This is a genomic window from Streptomyces sp. BK208 (genome assembly GCF_004364245.1).
Classification (GTDB): Bacteria; Actinomycetota; Actinomycetes; order Streptomycetales; family Streptomycetaceae; genus Streptomyces.
On record NZ_SOAV01000008.1, the window covers coordinates 381,689 to 396,664 of the forward strand.

The 14,976-nt window shown below is 71.3% G+C and carries 12 protein-coding genes and 1 pseudogene; 12 read left to right on the plus strand and 1 reads right to left on the minus strand.

What is annotated here, in order from left to right:
* The first annotated feature begins 129 nt into the window (after window positions 1-129).
* Window positions 130-555 carry a Rieske (2Fe-2S) protein gene (locus EV562_RS21970; RefSeq protein ID WP_133888534.1) on the plus strand — a complete coding sequence of 142 codons (426 nt, stop codon included), beginning with the start codon at window positions 130-132 and terminating at the stop codon, window positions 553-555.
* Window positions 556-573: 18 nt separating this feature from the next.
* Here EV562_RS21970 and EV562_RS21975 read toward each other — a convergent pair whose 3' ends face one another.
* Window positions 574-1,530, minus strand: coding sequence for a hypothetical protein (locus EV562_RS21975; RefSeq protein WP_133888535.1), 957 nt, complete (start codon window positions 1,528-1,530; stop codon window positions 574-576).
* Between the two features lie 346 nt (window positions 1,531-1,876).
* Here EV562_RS21975 and uvrC point away from each other — a divergent pair, with 346 nt between their 5' ends.
* The 11 genes and pseudogenes from uvrC to EV562_RS22030 form a co-directional block, all read left to right on the plus strand.
* Entirely contained in the window at window positions 1,877-4,009 is a 2,133-nt protein-coding gene (gene uvrC, locus EV562_RS21980; RefSeq protein WP_133888536.1) for an excinuclease ABC subunit UvrC, read from the plus strand.
* Complete coding sequence (gene rapZ, locus EV562_RS21985) at window positions 4,006-5,049, plus strand: RNase adapter RapZ (RefSeq protein WP_133888537.1); 1,044 nt, start codon at window positions 4,006-4,008, stop codon at window positions 5,047-5,049. The genes uvrC and rapZ overlap by 4 nt, the downstream gene beginning before the upstream one ends.
* A complete protein-coding gene (gene yvcK / locus EV562_RS21990; protein WP_133888538.1) occupies window positions 5,046-6,137 on the plus strand; it encodes a uridine diphosphate-N-acetylglucosamine-binding protein YvcK in 1,092 nt (363 codons plus the stop codon). The genes rapZ and yvcK overlap by 4 nt, the downstream gene beginning before the upstream one ends.
* Window positions 6,128-7,120 carry a DNA-binding protein WhiA gene (whiA, locus tag EV562_RS21995; protein WP_003976869.1) on the plus strand — a complete coding sequence of 331 codons (993 nt, stop codon included), beginning with the start codon at window positions 6,128-6,130 and terminating at the stop codon, window positions 7,118-7,120. The genes yvcK and whiA overlap by 10 nt, the downstream gene beginning before the upstream one ends.
* 194 nt (window positions 7,121-7,314) lie before the next feature.
* Entirely contained in the window at window positions 7,315-10,284 is a 2,970-nt protein-coding gene (locus EV562_RS22000) for a M14 family metallopeptidase (RefSeq protein ID WP_133888539.1), read from the plus strand.
* 227 nt (window positions 10,285-10,511) lie between these two features.
* The gene (gap, locus tag EV562_RS22005) at window positions 10,512-11,522 is read left to right on the plus strand and encodes a type I glyceraldehyde-3-phosphate dehydrogenase (protein WP_133888540.1); all 1,011 of its coding nucleotides are present in this window, start codon (window positions 10,512-10,514) and stop codon (window positions 11,520-11,522) included.
* A 134-nt stretch (window positions 11,523-11,656) separates the two neighbouring features.
* Window positions 11,657-12,868: a phosphoglycerate kinase gene (locus EV562_RS22010; RefSeq protein WP_133888541.1), complete on the plus strand. Its 1,212-nt coding sequence runs from the start codon at window positions 11,657-11,659 to the stop codon at window positions 12,866-12,868.
* Window positions 12,869-12,873: 5 nt separating this feature from the next.
* Window positions 12,874-13,650: a triose-phosphate isomerase gene (gene tpiA / locus EV562_RS22015; RefSeq protein ID WP_133888542.1), complete on the plus strand. Its 777-nt coding sequence runs from the start codon at window positions 12,874-12,876 to the stop codon at window positions 13,648-13,650.
* A gap of 135 nt (window positions 13,651-13,785) precedes the next feature.
* Window positions 13,786-14,022, plus strand: a complete 237-nt coding sequence (secG, locus tag EV562_RS22020; RefSeq protein WP_133888543.1) for a preprotein translocase subunit SecG — start codon at window positions 13,786-13,788, stop codon at window positions 14,020-14,022.
* Window positions 14,023-14,235: 213 nt separating this feature from the next.
* On the plus strand, window positions 14,236-14,571 hold the full coding sequence (locus EV562_RS22025; RefSeq protein WP_003976875.1) for an RNA polymerase-binding protein RbpA: 336 nt from the start codon (window positions 14,236-14,238) through the stop codon (window positions 14,569-14,571).
* A gap of 100 nt (window positions 14,572-14,671) precedes the next feature.
* A pseudogene (locus EV562_RS22030) lies at window positions 14,672-14,976 on the plus strand (glucose-6-phosphate isomerase); the annotation flags it as partial.

The window sequence follows — 14,976 nt, forward strand, 5'->3', positions numbered from 1 at the left end:
CGGGCGGACTCCCGCCTCCGAGTCACCCGGCCGACCGGAAGGACCGGGTCGCCCGATATCGTCGACCCGCACCCGCACCCGCACCCGCACCCGCACCCGCACACCACCGCTTCGACCCGTGGAGATCCCATGTCCGGCCGCCCCGCCCCGAGTCGCCGTACCGTCCTGCGCTCGGCGGCTGCCACGCCCGTCGCCGGACTCGGCCTGGCCGCCTGCTCCCCGGGCGACGACGGTGCCGCGCCGGCCAGGCCGACCGCACCGGTGGACCTCGGCGCCGACGGAGACGTCGCCAAGGGCGCGACCAAGCTCTTCCCGGACCCGAACGTGGTGGTCAGCCGGTCCGAGGACGGCTCCCTGAAGGCGTTCAGCACGGTCTGCACGCACGCCGGCTGCCCCATCAAGAAGCTGGAGGGCACCAAGCTCGTCTGCAACTGCCACGGCAGCGAGTTCGACGCCCGTACCGGTGAGGTGCTGCACGCTCCGGCGACCGAGCCCCTGATCGAACTGCCGGTCGAGGTGAAGCAGGGCCGGATCGTCGCGAGCCCGGGTACCTGACCGGCAGGGGCCGGTGCCCTACTCCTGCTCCCAGTCCCAGCCGATGCCCAGCATCCCGGACCTGACCCGCGGCTCCACGAGGTGCACCGAGCGGTGCCGCCCGCTGAGCGCCAGCTCCTGCCGACCGCCGCGCGGCGCGGCCGGGGAGTGCTGAGTGAACCGGTGGCAGCGCACCGGAAGGGCCGCGGTGTCGAACCGCACCTGGAGCGCGTACTGCCCGCCGGCCGTACCGAAACCACGGACGTACTCGCGCGACACACCGGCCGTGCCGTCCTCGACGCCGTAACGGAAGAGGTGCGTGTCGCCGGTCGCCAGCCGCGTGTCGAAGAGCAGCTCGGTCACGAGCAACCCGGACTCGTGGTGGGTGCGGACCCGTCCCGTGCGGCAGTTCTCCGAGGCGTGGACGGCCATCCGGGCGGGGACGCACCCCGGGTCCCCGTAATGGACGGCGACGAAGCGGTCGACGCCGTCGCGGTGGGCGCGGACGATCAGGTGCGACTCCCGTCCCGCGAGTTCGCGGCCGGGCCCGACGCGGACCCGTTCGTGGTGTCCGAGGACGTGCACCCCGCCGTCCGGCGACGGACACCCCAGGTCGGCCAGCAGCCCGTCCAGGATGCCCGAGGCCGCCAGGTGGGCGCGGTAGGAGCGGCCGGCGGGCCGTCGGTCCGGGGCCTCGACGTCCGACTCGGCGAGCAGGCGTATCAGCGACTCCTCGGGGAGCTGGAGTATCTCCTCCAGGGCGCGCACGGCCCGCAGGGACTCCGGACGCTGCGGGCGCCGGGCTCCCTGCTGCCAGTAGCTCAGGCTCGTGACGCCCACCTTCACCCCGTGGCGCGACAGGTGGTGCTGCACGCGCTGCAGCGGCAGTCCGCGCGCGGCGATCGCCGCGCGCAGCGCGACGTGGAAGGGGCCGCCGCGCAGGGCCGAGTCGAGTTGCGCGGTGGCGGCGTCCGCGTGCTGTGTGGCGTGCGGCATGCAGGGGCCCTTCTGTGAAGTTCACGACGGCTGGTCAGACCGTCGACACGGATCGGCCGGGGCCGCCCCCGGTCGCGGCACAGAGGTCTTCACATCCGTACGCCGCGCTTCAGGCCCCGAGTCCCCCCGCATTGAAGCGTGTTGATCTAGTCCCGACAACACCTGGAGCCCGTCCGTCCCGCGCTCCTGGCCGAGAACGCACGGGGCCGCCGTGCGGGCGGCCACCCGGCGTGACCGACCGGTCCCGCACCGTCCCCCACCGTCCGCCCCTCGGCCGTCCACAGGGGCCGGGCCCGTCGTCCACAGCCCCGCCGGAGTGTCGGTCCGCGCCAGTAGGGTGTGAGTCATGGCCGACCCCTCCAGCTACCGCCCCAGGCCGGGAGAGATCCCGGACTCCCCGGGGGTGTACAGGTTCCGTGACGAGCACCGCAGGGTGATCTACGTCGGAAAGGCGAAGAGCCTGCGCCAGCGCCTGGCGAACTACTTCCAGGACCTGGCGAGCCTGCACCCCCGCACCCGCACCATGGTCACCACGGCGGCGTCCGTGGAGTGGACGGTGGTGTCCACGGAGGTCGAGGCCCTGCAGCTGGAGTACTCCTGGATCAAGGAGTACGACCCCCGGTTCAACGTCAAGTACCGCGACGACAAGAGCTACCCCTACCTCGCGGTGACGATGAACGAGGAGTTCCCGCGCGTCCAGGTGATGCGCGGCCACAAGAAGAAGGGCGTGCGCTACTTCGGACCGTACGGGCACGCCTGGGCGATCCGCGACACGGTCGACCTGCTGCTGCGCGTCTTCCCGGTGCGCACCTGCTCCGCGGGCGTCTTCAAGAACGCCGCCCGGACCGGCCGTCCCTGTCTGCTCGGCTACATCGGCAAGTGCTCCGCGCCCTGCGTCGGCCGGATCACCCCCGACGACCACTGGGACCTGGCCGACGAGTTCTGCGACTTCATGACCGGCCGCACCGGCACCTACCTGCGCCGCCTGGAGCGGCAGATGGCGGACGCGGCGGAGGACATGGAGTACGAGCGGGCGGCGCGCCTGCGGGACGACATCGGCGCCCTCAAGAAGGCCATGGAGAAGAGCGCGGTGGTGCTCGCCGACGCCACCGACGCCGACCTGATCGCGGTCGCCGAGGACGAGCTGGAGGCCGCCGTCCAGATCTTCCACGTACGCGGCGGACGCGTGCGCGGCCAGCGCGGCTGGGTCACCGACAAGGTGGAGGAGATCACCACCGGCGCCCTCGTCGAACACGCGCTCCAGCAGCTCTACGGCGAGGAGAGCGGGGACGCGGTCCCCAAGGAGGTCCTGGTCCCCGCGCTGCCCGACCCGGTGGAGCCCGTCCAGCAGTGGCTGACCGAGCGTCGCGGCTCGGGCGTGTCGCTGCGCATCCCGCAGCGCGGCGACAAGAAGGCGCTGATGGAGACCGTCCAGCGCAACGCCCAGCAGGCCCTCGTCCTGCACAAGACCAAGCGCGCCTCCGACCTGACGACCCGCTCGCGCGCGCTGGAGGAGATCGCCGAGGCCCTGGACCTGGACAGCGCCCCCCTGCGGGTCGAGTGCTACGACATCTCGCACCTCCAGGGCGACGACGTGGTGGCCTCCATGGTCGTCTTCGAGGACGGACTGGCCCGGAAGAGCGAATACCGGCGGTTCCAGATCAAGGGCTTCGAGGGGCAGGACGACGTCCGTTCCATGCACGAGGTCATCACCCGGCGCTTCCGCCGTTATCTCGCCGAGAAGGAGAAGACCGGCGAGTGGGCGGACGGCGAGGGACCGGCCGACGGCGGTCGGCACACCGGGGGCGAGACCGCCGTGAGCGACGGCGCGGTCCGCACGGACGACGCGGACCCCACCGAGGCCCCGGGGCTCAAGGACGAGGACGGACGGCCCAAGCGGTTCGCCTACCCGCCGCAGCTCGTCGTCGTCGACGGGGGACAGCCCCAGGTCGCGGCCGCCCAGCGGGCACTGGACGAGCTGGGCATCGACGACATCGCCGTGTGCGGTCTCGCCAAGCGGCTGGAGGAGGTCTGGCTGCCCGGCGAGGACGACCCGGTCGTCCTGCCCCGCACCAGTGAGGGCCTCTACCTGCTGCAGCGGGTCCGCGACGAGGCCCACCGCTTCGCGATCACGTACCAGCGCGCCAAGCGCGCCAAGCGTTTCCGCTCCAGTCCGCTGGACGACGTGCCGGGCCTCGGGGAGACCCGCAAGCAGGCGCTGATCAAGCACTTCGGTTCGGTGAAGAAGCTGCGGGCGGCGACGATCGACCAGATCTGCGAGGTGCCCGGCATAGGCCGCAAGACGGCCGAGACCGTGGCCGTGGCCCTCGCCCGGGCCGCCCCGGCCGCGCCCGCCGTGAACACGGCGACCGGAGAGATCATGGAGGACGACGACGGGGCACCCGGGACGACGGTGGATGCCCCGGGGGAGCCCGTGTCCGCGGGCACCCCGGACGAACGACGGGGGCAGGAGAGATGACCGAGCACGAGGCGCAGCCCGCAGCGGAGCGAGAACAGGCGCAGCCCGCACCGGAGCGAGAACAGGCACCGCAGGCAGCGGAGCGAGACCGGGCGCAGCAGGCAGTGGAACGGGAACAGACCCGCGACGACGGAGCACAGGTGAGTACGGGCAAGGAAAAGGCCGGGGCGCACGAGGCGGCCATCCCCGAGCTGGTGATCATCTCCGGCATGTCCGGGGCCGGCCGCTCGACGGCCGCCAAGTGCCTGGAGGACCTGGGCTGGTTCGTCGTCGACAACCTGCCGCCCGCACTGATCCCCACCATGGTGGAGCTCGGCGCCCGCTCCCAGGGCAACGTGGCCCGCATCGCGGTGGTCGTCGACGTCCGCGGCCGGCGCTTCTTCGACAACCTGCGCGAGTCCCTCGCCGATCTCGAGGCGCGCGCGGTCACCCGACGGATCGTCTTCCTGGAGTCCTCCGACGACGCCCTGGTGCGCCGCTTCGAGTCGGTGCGCCGCCCGCACCCCCTCCAGGGCGACGGCCGCATCGTCGACGGCATCGCCGCCGAGCGCGAGCTGCTGCGCGAGCTGCGCGGCGACGCCGACCTGGTGATCGACACCTCCAGCCTCAACGTGCACGAGCTGCGTGCCAAGATGGACGCCCAGTTCGCCGGCGAGGAGGAGCCCGAGCTGCGGGCCACGGTGATGTCCTTCGGCTTCAAGTACGGCCTCCCGGTCGACGCCGACCTCGTCGTCGACATGCGCTTCCTGCCCAACCCGCACTGGGTCCCGGAGCTGCGCCCCTTCACCGGCCTCAACGAGGAGGTGTCGAGCTACGTCCTGAACCAGCCCGGTGCCAAGGAGTTCCTGGACCGCTACGCCGAGCTGCTCCAGTTGATCGCCGCGGGCTACCGTCGGGAGGGCAAGCGCTATGTGACCGTCGCCGTCGGCTGCACGGGCGGCAAGCACCGGTCCGTGGCCATGTCGGAGAAGCTCGCCGCCCGGCTCGCCGCCGAGGGCGTGGAGACGGTGGTCGTCCACCGGGACATGGGACGGGAATGACAGGACGTACTCCGCGGCTGAGCAGGCTGCGCCGGGTGGTGCCCGAGGGGCGCGGCGGCAGACCCGCCGCCGCACGCGCCGCCCGGCCGGAACAGGCGCGCGGCGGCAAGCCGCGCCGCCGGGGCGCCCAGCCCAAGGTCGTCGCCCTCGGCGGCGGCATGGGCCTGTCCGCCTCGCTCGCCGCACTGCGCCGGATCACCGGCGACCTCACCGCCGTGGTCACCGTCGCCGACGACGGCGGCTCCAGCGGGCGGCTGCGCGACGAGCTGGGCGTCCTGCCGCCGGGCGACCTGCGCAAGGCGCTGGCCGCGCTGTGCGGCGACGACGACTGGGGCCAGACCTGGGCCCGCGTCATCCAGCACCGCTTCCAGTCCCAGGGCGACCTGCACGAACACGCGGTCGGCAACCTGCTGATCGTCGCCCTGTGGGAGCAGCTCGGCGACCATGTCCAGGCGCTGGACCTGGTGGGCAAGCTGCTCGGCGCGCACGGCCGGGTGCTGCCCATGTCCGCCGTCCCGCTGGAGCTCCAGGCCCTGGTCAGGGGCCACGACCCGGCGCGGCCCGACGCGGTGGACACCGTGCGGGGGCAGGCCACCGTGGCGCTCACGCCGGGCGAGGTGCAGTCCGTGCACCTGGTGCCCAGCGACCCGCCGGCCGTCCCCGAGGCGGTCGACGCCGTCCTGGACGCCGACTGGGTGGTGCTGGGCCCCGGCTCCTGGTTCTCCTCGGTCATTCCGCACCTGCTCGTGCCGGATCTGCTGGACGCGCTGGCCGAGACGAAGGCGCGCCGGGTGCTCTCGCTGAACCTCGCCCCGCAGCCCGGAGAAACTGAGGGCTTCTCCCCGCAGCGTCATTTGGAGGTTTTGGGACGACACGCCCCTAAACTCGCCCTGGACGTGGTGCTGGCCGACGAGGCCGCCGTGCCCGACCGTGACTCGCTCACCGACGCCGCGAAACGGTTCGGCGCCGCGGTCGAACTGGCTCCGGTCGCCCGGACCGACGGGACCCCGAGGCACGACCCGGAGCTGCTGGCCGCCGCGTACGACCGTATTTTTCGGATGCATGGAAGGATCGGCCCATGGCGATGACGGCAGCGGTGAAGAGCGAGATCTCCCAGCTCCCCGTCACCCGGACCTGCTGCAGGAAGGCGGAGGTCTCCGCCGTCCTGCGGTTCGCCGGCGGCCTCCACCTGGTGAGCGGACGCATCGTGATCGAGGCGGAGCTGGACACCGGGAACGCGGCGCGACGGCTCAAGCGGGACATCCTGGAGATCTTCGGGCACAGCTCGGAGCTGATCGTGATGGCGCCGGGCGGACTGCGACGCGGTTCGCGCTTCGTCGTCCGGGTGGTCGCGGGCGGTGACCAGCTCGCCCGGCAGACCGGCCTGGTGGACGGCCGGGGCCGCCCGATCCGGGGCCTGCCGCCGCAGGTGGTCTCGGGGGCCACCTGCGACGCCGAGGCCGCCTGGCGCGGGGCCTTCCTGGCGCACGGCTCGCTCACCGAGCCCGGCCGTTCCTCCTCCCTGGAGGTGACCTGCCCCGGCCCCGAGGCGGCGCTCGCCCTGGTCGGCGCCGCGCGCAGGCTGTCGATCCCGGCCAAGGCCCGCGAGGTCCGCGGCGTGGACCGGGTCGTGGTCCGCGACGGCGATGCGATCGGCGCGCTGCTCACCCGGCTCGGTGCCCACGACTCGGTGCTGGCCTGGGAGGAGCGCAGGCTGCGGCGCGAGGTCCGCGCCACCGCCAACCGGCTCGCCAACTTCGACGACGCCAACCTGCGCCGTTCGGCCCGCGCGGCCGTCGCCGCAGGTGCCCGGGTCCAGCGCGCCCTGGAGATCCTCGCCGACGACGTGCCCGAGCACCTCGCCGCCGCGGGACGGCTGCGCATGGAGCACAAGCAGGCCTCCCTGGAGGAGCTGGGCGCCCTCGCCGACCCGCCGCTGACCAAGGACGCCGTGGCCGGCCGCATCCGCCGCCTGCTGGCGATGGCCGACAAGCGGGCCTCGGACCTCGGCATCGCCGGCACGGACGCCAATCTCGGCGAGGAGGAGCTGGCCGACAACCTCGTCGGCTGATCCCGCGCCTCCGGCGGTCCGAGCAGTCAGAACGCGACAACGCGCCGGTTCCGGCGCCCACTTGGGTGACCGGTACCGGCGTTCGCGTGTCCCTGTCGCACTCTTGACTCGATCATGAGCTGTCATGAGCCTGGCACCTGTTCGCCACTGTGGCGGACCCAGGCCTGTCGGACAGGCCCCATCTAGGGGGGTTCATGAGACGAAGAGCGAGATCGATCCTCGCCGTCGGCGCGCTCCTGATCGGCGGAGCGGGCTTCGCACCCGTCGCCCAGGCACAACCCGCGGACCCGGCGACCCCGGACGCGAACGAAGTGAAGGTCTACCGCGCCGACGTCACCCGGGAGCAGGTACCCCTGCTCCTCGCCACCGGCCAGGACGGCCACGAACTCGGCGAGCGGGTACCCGGCCGCGGTACGGCCGCCGTCGAGCTCTACCTCACCGGGAAACAGGCCGGCACGCTGGAGAAGCAGGGCCTCGACCTCACCGAGCACACCCTGTCCAGCCAGGCCGAGCAGCGCGTCGAGAGCGCCGCCGACGGGGTCTTCCGCCCCTACAGCGGCAGCGGCGGACTGCGCGAGGAGATCCTGCGGACGGCCCAGGAGAACCCCGGTCTGACCAAGGTCGTCTCCATCGGGAAGACCGTACAGGGCCAGGACATCCTGGCGCTCAAGCTCACCAAGCACGCCAAGAGGACGCGGGACGGCTCCAAGCCGTCCGTCCTCTACATGTCCAACCAGCACGCGCGCGAGTGGATCACCCCGGAGATGACCCGGCGGCTGATGCACCACTACCTGGACAACTACGCGAAGGACCGGCGGATCAGGGAGATCGTCGACTCCACCGAGCTGTGGTTCGTCCTGTCGGCCAACCCCGACGGCTACGACTACACCTTCGAGAACACCGACAACCGTCTCTGGCGCAAGAACCTGCGCGACGTCAACGGCGACGGAACCATCGGCACCGGCGACGGCGTCGACCTCAACCGCAACTTCGCCTACAAGTGGGGCTACGACGACGAGGGCTCGTCACCCAACCCCACCAGCGAGACCTACCGCGGCGCGAGCCCCGGCTCCGAGCCCGAGACCAAGGCCCTGGACGCCTTCCAGAAGCGGATCGGCTTCACGTTCGGCATCAACTACCACTCCGCGGCCGAGCTCCTCCTCTACGGCGTCGGCTGGCAGGTGGCCACGAACACCCCGGACGACGTTCTCTACAAGGCGCTGGCCGGCACGCCCGACAACTCCGCGATCCCCGGTTACCACCCGCAGGTCTCCTCGGAGCTGTACACCACCAACGGCGAGGCCGACGGGCACGCGGCCAACGTCAACGGCATGGGGATGTTCACCCCGGAGATGTCGACCTGCCAGACGGCCTCCGACGTGGACCCCGACGACCAGTGGAACGCGCGGGACTGCCAGTCGGGCTTCAACTTCCCCGACGACGAGAAGCTGATCCAGCAGGAGTTCGCCAAGAACGTCCCCTTCGCGCTCTCCGTAGCCGAGACCGCCGCCCACCCCGACCGGCCGTCCTCCGCGGTCGGCCTGGACGCCGCCGACTTCACCCCGGCGCCCTTCACCACCTCCTACGCGCGCGGCGCCGACCAGGAGGTCTCCGTCGTCGTCCGCAAGTCCGTGCGCGACAAGGAGCTGAGGTACCGCGTCAACGGCGGACGCACGCACGACACGGCCCTGCGGCCCTGGCGGGGCGGCGAGACGTACGGCGGCGAGGACAACCTGTACTTCGACGAGTACCGGGCCAAGGTCAGGGGCGCCGGCCCCGGCGACCGCGTCGAGGTCTGGTTCACCGGCGAGAAGCCGCGGGGCGGCCACGACCGGCACGGCAAGCGCACCGAGAGCGAGCACTTCACGTACAGGGTCGCCGAGCGGCCCCGCGCCGACGTCCTCGTCGTCGCCGAGGAGGGCGCGAAGGCCACGCAGACACAGGCGTACGTGGACGCGCTCAAGGCCAACGGCCGGCGTGCGGCCGTCTGGGACGTCGCCGCACAGGGCGCCCCCGACGCGCTCGGCGTCCTCGGCCACTTCGGCACCGTCGCCCACTACACGGGCGCCGCGGTGCCCGGCAACGCCACCCAGCTGCAGCTGCGCGCCTTCCTCAACGAGGGCGGCAAGCTCATCGAGGCCGGCGAGCAGGCCGGCGGCGACGTCGACCTCGGCGGCGGCACGCTCTCCGACGACTTCAGCCAGTACTACCTGGGCGCCTACACCCGCACCTCCACCTCCGGCGCCACCGGTTTCACCGGCTCCGGCAAGCTCGACCGGGCCGGAGGAACCCTCGGCGACGCCCCCGGCAACCCGCTGGACGCCGCCGGGACCTACAGCGTGACCTCCGACGAGCTGGACCCCGGCAGCTACCCGCAGTTCGCGAGCGAGGGCGCCGGGAAGTTCGCCGGGACGGTCAACCCGTACGGGCCGTACGCGGGGGAGTGGATGGCTGCCGCAGTGCACACCGACGACGCCTACAAGCGCCTCACCCGCACCGTCGACCTCACCGGTGTCACCGCCTCCGATCGCCCCACGCTCCGTACCCAGCTGCTGTGGGACACCGAGCGCGGCTACGACCACGCCCTGGTCGAGGCGCACGTCACCGGCGTGGACGACTGGACCACGCTGCCCGAGGCGAACGGCGCCACCGGCACCGCCGTACCCGCGGAGTGCGCGGCCGGGTTCTACATGGGCGAGCACCCCTGGCTCGGGCACTACCTGACCCAGTCCGACGACGGCTGCGCCGCGGCCGGCACGACCGGTCAGTGGAACAGCCTCACCGGCTCCTCAGGCGGCTGGAAGCAGGTCGAGTTCGACCTGAGCGCCTACGCCGGGAAGTCCGTCGAGCTGTCGATCGCCTACGTCACCGACCCCGGCACGGGCGGCCGCGGTGTCCTCGCCGACGAGGCCTCCCTGGTGGTCGGGGGCACGGCGGAGACCGAGGGCTTCGAGACCGGGCTGGGTGCCTGGCGGGTCTCCGGACCCCCGGAGGGCAGCCCCGCCGTTCTGAAGGACTGGGCCCGCACCGGGACGCTCTTCCAGACCTACGGCGCCGTCACCACGGACGACACCGTGCTGCTGGGCTTCGGCCTGGAGCACCTCGCCGAACCGGCGGCCCGCGCGGCCCTGGTCCGGCAGGCGCTGCGTGCCCTGGACGAGTGAATTCCGGTGTGCGGGGGACTGTCACGGTGTAGCGAAATCGGGTGATCGGTCCCCGTGGCCCAGGGCGGTCCGTACCCCTACTGGCGGGTACGGACCGCCCTGCCGGGTATGGGCCGTCTCGATGTCACCCCCGCCCCCGTGGAGAGGTAGGGTCGGAGGTGGTCGGGGACATCCCAAATACAGCTCGCCGGCACATCGGGCCGGCGTACCAACGAGGAGATCGGTTCGTGACGATCCGCGTAGGCATCAACGGCTTTGGCCGCATCGGTCGCAACTACTTCCGCGCGCTGCTGGAGCAGGGTGCGGACATCGAGATCGTGGCTGTCAACGACCTGGGTGACACCGCGACCACCGCCCATCTGCTGAAGTACGACACCATCCTCGGCCGCCTCAAGCAGGAGGTCACCCACACCGAGGACACCATCACCGTCGACGGCAGGACCATCAAGGTCCTCTCCGAGCGCAACCCGGCCGACATCCCGTGGGGCGAGCTGGGCGTCGACATCGTGATCGAGTCGACCGGCATCTTCACGAAGAAGGCCGACGCGGAGAAGCACATCGCGGGCGGCGCGAAGAAGGTCCTCATCTCGGCCCCGGCCAAGGACGAGGACATCACCATCGTGATGGGCGTCAACCAGGACAAGTACGACCCGGCGAACCACCACGTCATCTCCAACGCCTCCTGCACCACCAACTGTGTGGCGCCGATGGCCAAGGTCCTCGACGAGAACTTCGGCATCGTCAAGGGCCTGATGACGACGGTGCACGCGTACACGAACGACCAGCGCATCCTGGACTTCCCGCACAAGGACCTGCGCCGCGCCCGTGCCGCCGCGGAGAACATCATCCCGACCACCACGGGTGCCGCCAAGGCCACCGCGCTGGTCCTGCCGCAGCTCAAGGGCAAGCTCGACGGCATCGCGATGCGCGTCCCGGTCCCGACCGGCTCGGCCACCGACCTGGTGGTGGAGCTCCAGCGCGAGGTCACCAAGGACGAGGTCAACGCCGCGTTCAAGAAGGCCGCCGACGGCGGCGACCTCAAGGGCTTCCTGTTCTACACCGAGGACCCGATCGTGTCCTCGGACATCGTGGGCGACGCGGCCTCCTGCACCTTCGACTCGTCCATGACGATGGTCCAGGACGGCAAGTCGGTGAAGATCCTCGGCTGGTACGACAACGAGTGGGGCTACTCGAACCGCCTCGTCGACCTCACGGTCTTCGTCGGCAACCAGCTCTGATCGACTTCAGCAAGGCACCTCGATGCGGTAGCAGGGCTCGGGCAGCGCAAGGCCGCGCTGTCCGGGCCCTGCGTCGCGTCCGCCGCCACCAGTCCTCGTAGGATCACGAGCGATCCGAGAACCCAGGAGCCCTCTTGAAGACGATCGACGAACTGCTCTCCGAAGGCGTCGCGGGCAAGCGCGTCTTCGTCCGCGCCGACCTGAACGTCCCGCTGGACGGCACCACCATCACCGACGACGGCCGCATCCGCGCCGTAGTGCCCACCGTCAAGGCCCTGGCCGACGCGGGCGCCCGCGTGATCGTCGCCTCGCACCTGGGCCGCCCCAAGGGCGCCCCGGACCCCGCCTTCTCCCTCGCGCCGGCCGCCGCCCGTCTCGGTGAACTGCTCGGCGCCGACGTCGCCTTCGCCGAGGACACGGTCGGCACCTCCGCCGAGGCCGTCGTCTCCGGCCTCGCCGACGGCCAGGTCGCCGTCATCGAGAACCTGCGCTTCAACGCGGGCGAGACCAGCAAGGACGACGCCGAGCGCGCCGCCTTCGCCGACAAGCTGGCCGGCCTCGCGGACGTCTACGTCGGTGACGGCTTCGGCGCGGTGCACCGCAAGCACGCGTCCGTCTTCGACCTGCCGAAGCGGCTCCCGCACTACGCCGGGTACCTCATCGCCACCGAGGTCGGCGTCCTGAAGAAGCTGACCGACGACGTGCAGCGCCCGTACGTGGTCGCCCTCGGCGGCGCCAAGGTCTCCGACAAGCTCGCCGTCATCGACCAGCTGCTCGGCAAGGCCGACCGGCTCCTCATCGGCGGCGGCATGGCGTACACCTTCCTCAAGGCCAAGGGGTACGAGGTCGGCATCTCCCTGCTCCAGGAGGACCAGGTCCCGGCGGTCAAGGAGTACATCGAGCGCGCCGAGAAGAACGGCGTCGAGCTGGTCCTGCCGGTCGACGTCCTGGTCGCCTCCGAGTTCCCGGACCTGAAGACGAAGGCCCCGGCCAACCCCACCACCGTCGCCGCGGACGCCATCCCGGCCGACCAGGAGGGTCTGGACATCGGTCCCGAGACCCGCAAGCTGTACGCATCGAAGCTCGCCGACGCCGCCACCGTCTTCTGGAACGGCCCCATGGGCGTCTTCGAGCACCCCGACTACGCCGAGGGCACCAAAGCGGTCGCCCAGGCCCTCGTCGACGCCCCGGGCTTCTCCGTGGTCGGCGGCGGCGACTCCGCCGCGGCCGTGCGCACGCTCGGTTTCGACGAGAACGCATTCGGCCACATCTCGACCGGCGGCGGCGCCTCCCTCGAATACCTCGAGGGCAAGACGCTCCCCGGCCTCGCCGCACTGGAGGACTGACCCCGATGACCACCCGCACGCCGCTGATGGCGGGCAACTGGAAGATGAACCTCAACCACCTCGAGGCCATCGCCCACGTCCAGAAGCTCGCCTTCGCCCTCGCGGACAAGGACTACGACGCCGTCGAGGTCGCCGTCCTCGCCCCCTTCACCGACCTGCGCTCCGTGCAGACCCTGGTCGACGGGGACAAGCTCAAGATCAAGTACGGCGCCCAGGACGTCTCCGCGCACGACGGCGGCGCCTACACCGGCGAGATCTCGGGCCCGATGCTGGCCAAGCTGAAGTGCGCCTTCGTGGCCGTCGGCCACTCCGAGCGCCGGCAGTACCACGCCGAGACCGACGAGATCGTCAACGCCAAGGTCAAGGCGGCCTACAAGCACGGCCTGACCCCGATCCTGTGCGTCGGCGAGGAGCTGGACGTCCGTGAGGCGGGCAACCACGTCGCCCACACCCTCGCCCAGGTCGAGGGCGGCCTGAAGGACGTCCCGGCCGAACAGGCCGAGACCGTCGTGATCGCCTACGAGCCCGTGTGGGCCATCGGCACCGGCAAGGTCTGCGGCGCCGACGACGCCCAGGAGGTCTGCGCGGCGATCCGCGGCAAGCTCGCCGAGCTGTACTCCCAGGAGCTGGCCGACCGGGTCCGCATCCAGTACGGCGGCTCCGTCAAGTCCGGGAACGTCGCCGAGATCATGGCGAAGCCCGACATCGACGGCGCCCTGGTCGGCGGTGCCTCGCTGGACGCGGACGAGTTCGTCAAGATCGTCCGCTTCCGCGACCAGTAGCCGACACCTGGTCGAGAGGCAGATCGACCAGTGAGTATGCGCTAGCGGCGATACGTCGTACCCTTGCGGGGGCATGGTGGCCCGCTGTCACCGTGCCCCCGTCGTCCATCCGAATCCGAGGAAGTTGGTCCAGCCGTGGTTTTGGGGTTCTCGATCGCCCTGATCGTCTTCAGCGCGCTGCTGATGCTGCTGGTGCTGATGCACAAGGGGAAGGGCGGCGGCCTCTCCGACATGTTCGGTGGCGGCATGCAGTCCTCCGTCGGCGGCTCCTCGGTCGCCGAGCGCAACCTCGACCGGATCACCGTCGTGGTCGGTCTGTGCTGGTTCGCGTGCATCATGGTGCTCGGCCTGCTCATGAAGGCCAACAACTGACCGGTCGCACCGCCCCGCCACACACTTGTGCACGTAAAGCCCCATGTTCGGTACGCGCCTCACGGCGCCGCCTATCATGGGGCTTGCGTCTGCGCATCGGAGCTTGTAACTCCAATCACTGGACGCGCGTTGGGCCTTACGTAGACTGAGGCGCTCGCAGTGAAGCGAAACGCCGACTCGCTTTGCGGCACCATCACGCAGGGAGTTACGACCGTGGCAAGTGGCAACGCGATCCGGGGGAGCCGGGTCGGGGCGGGGCCGATGGGCGAGGCCGAGCGCGGCGAGTCCGCGCCGCGTCTGCGCATCTCCTTCTGGTGCTCCAACGGACACGAGACACAGCCGAGCTTCGCGAGCGACGCCCAGGTCCCGGAGACCTGGGACTGCCCGCGCTGCGGCTTCCCCGCCGGACAGGACCGGGACAACCCGCCGGACCCGCCGCGCACCGAGCCCTACAAGACGCACCTCGCCTACGTGCGCGAGCGCCGCAGCGACGCGGACGGCGAGGCCATCCTCGCCGAGGCCCTGGCCAAACTGCGCGGCGAGATCTAGTCCGTTCTCCGTCGGACGCCTTCACCCTGATCATCTAGGTTGGAACAGCTGTACAGCCGGGACAGCTGGGACACCCCAAGGAAGAAGGCTGACGTCCGACATGAACGCAGACGGCCGCACCAGGCTCCACCAGACGCCCGAATGGGCCGCGCTGGCCAAGCACCGCGAGCAGCTCGGCGACGTGCGGCTGCGCGAGCTGTTCGCCGCCGACCCGGGGCGCGGCACCGGCTGGACGCTCCGGGTGGGGGACCTGTACGTCGACCACTCCAAGCACCTCGTCACCGACGAGACCCTGCGGCTGCTGCGTCAACTGGCCGCCGCGACCGACGTGTTCGGGCTGCGGGACGCGATGTTCCGCGGTGAGCGGATCAACATCACCGAGGACCGGGCGGTGCTGCACACCGC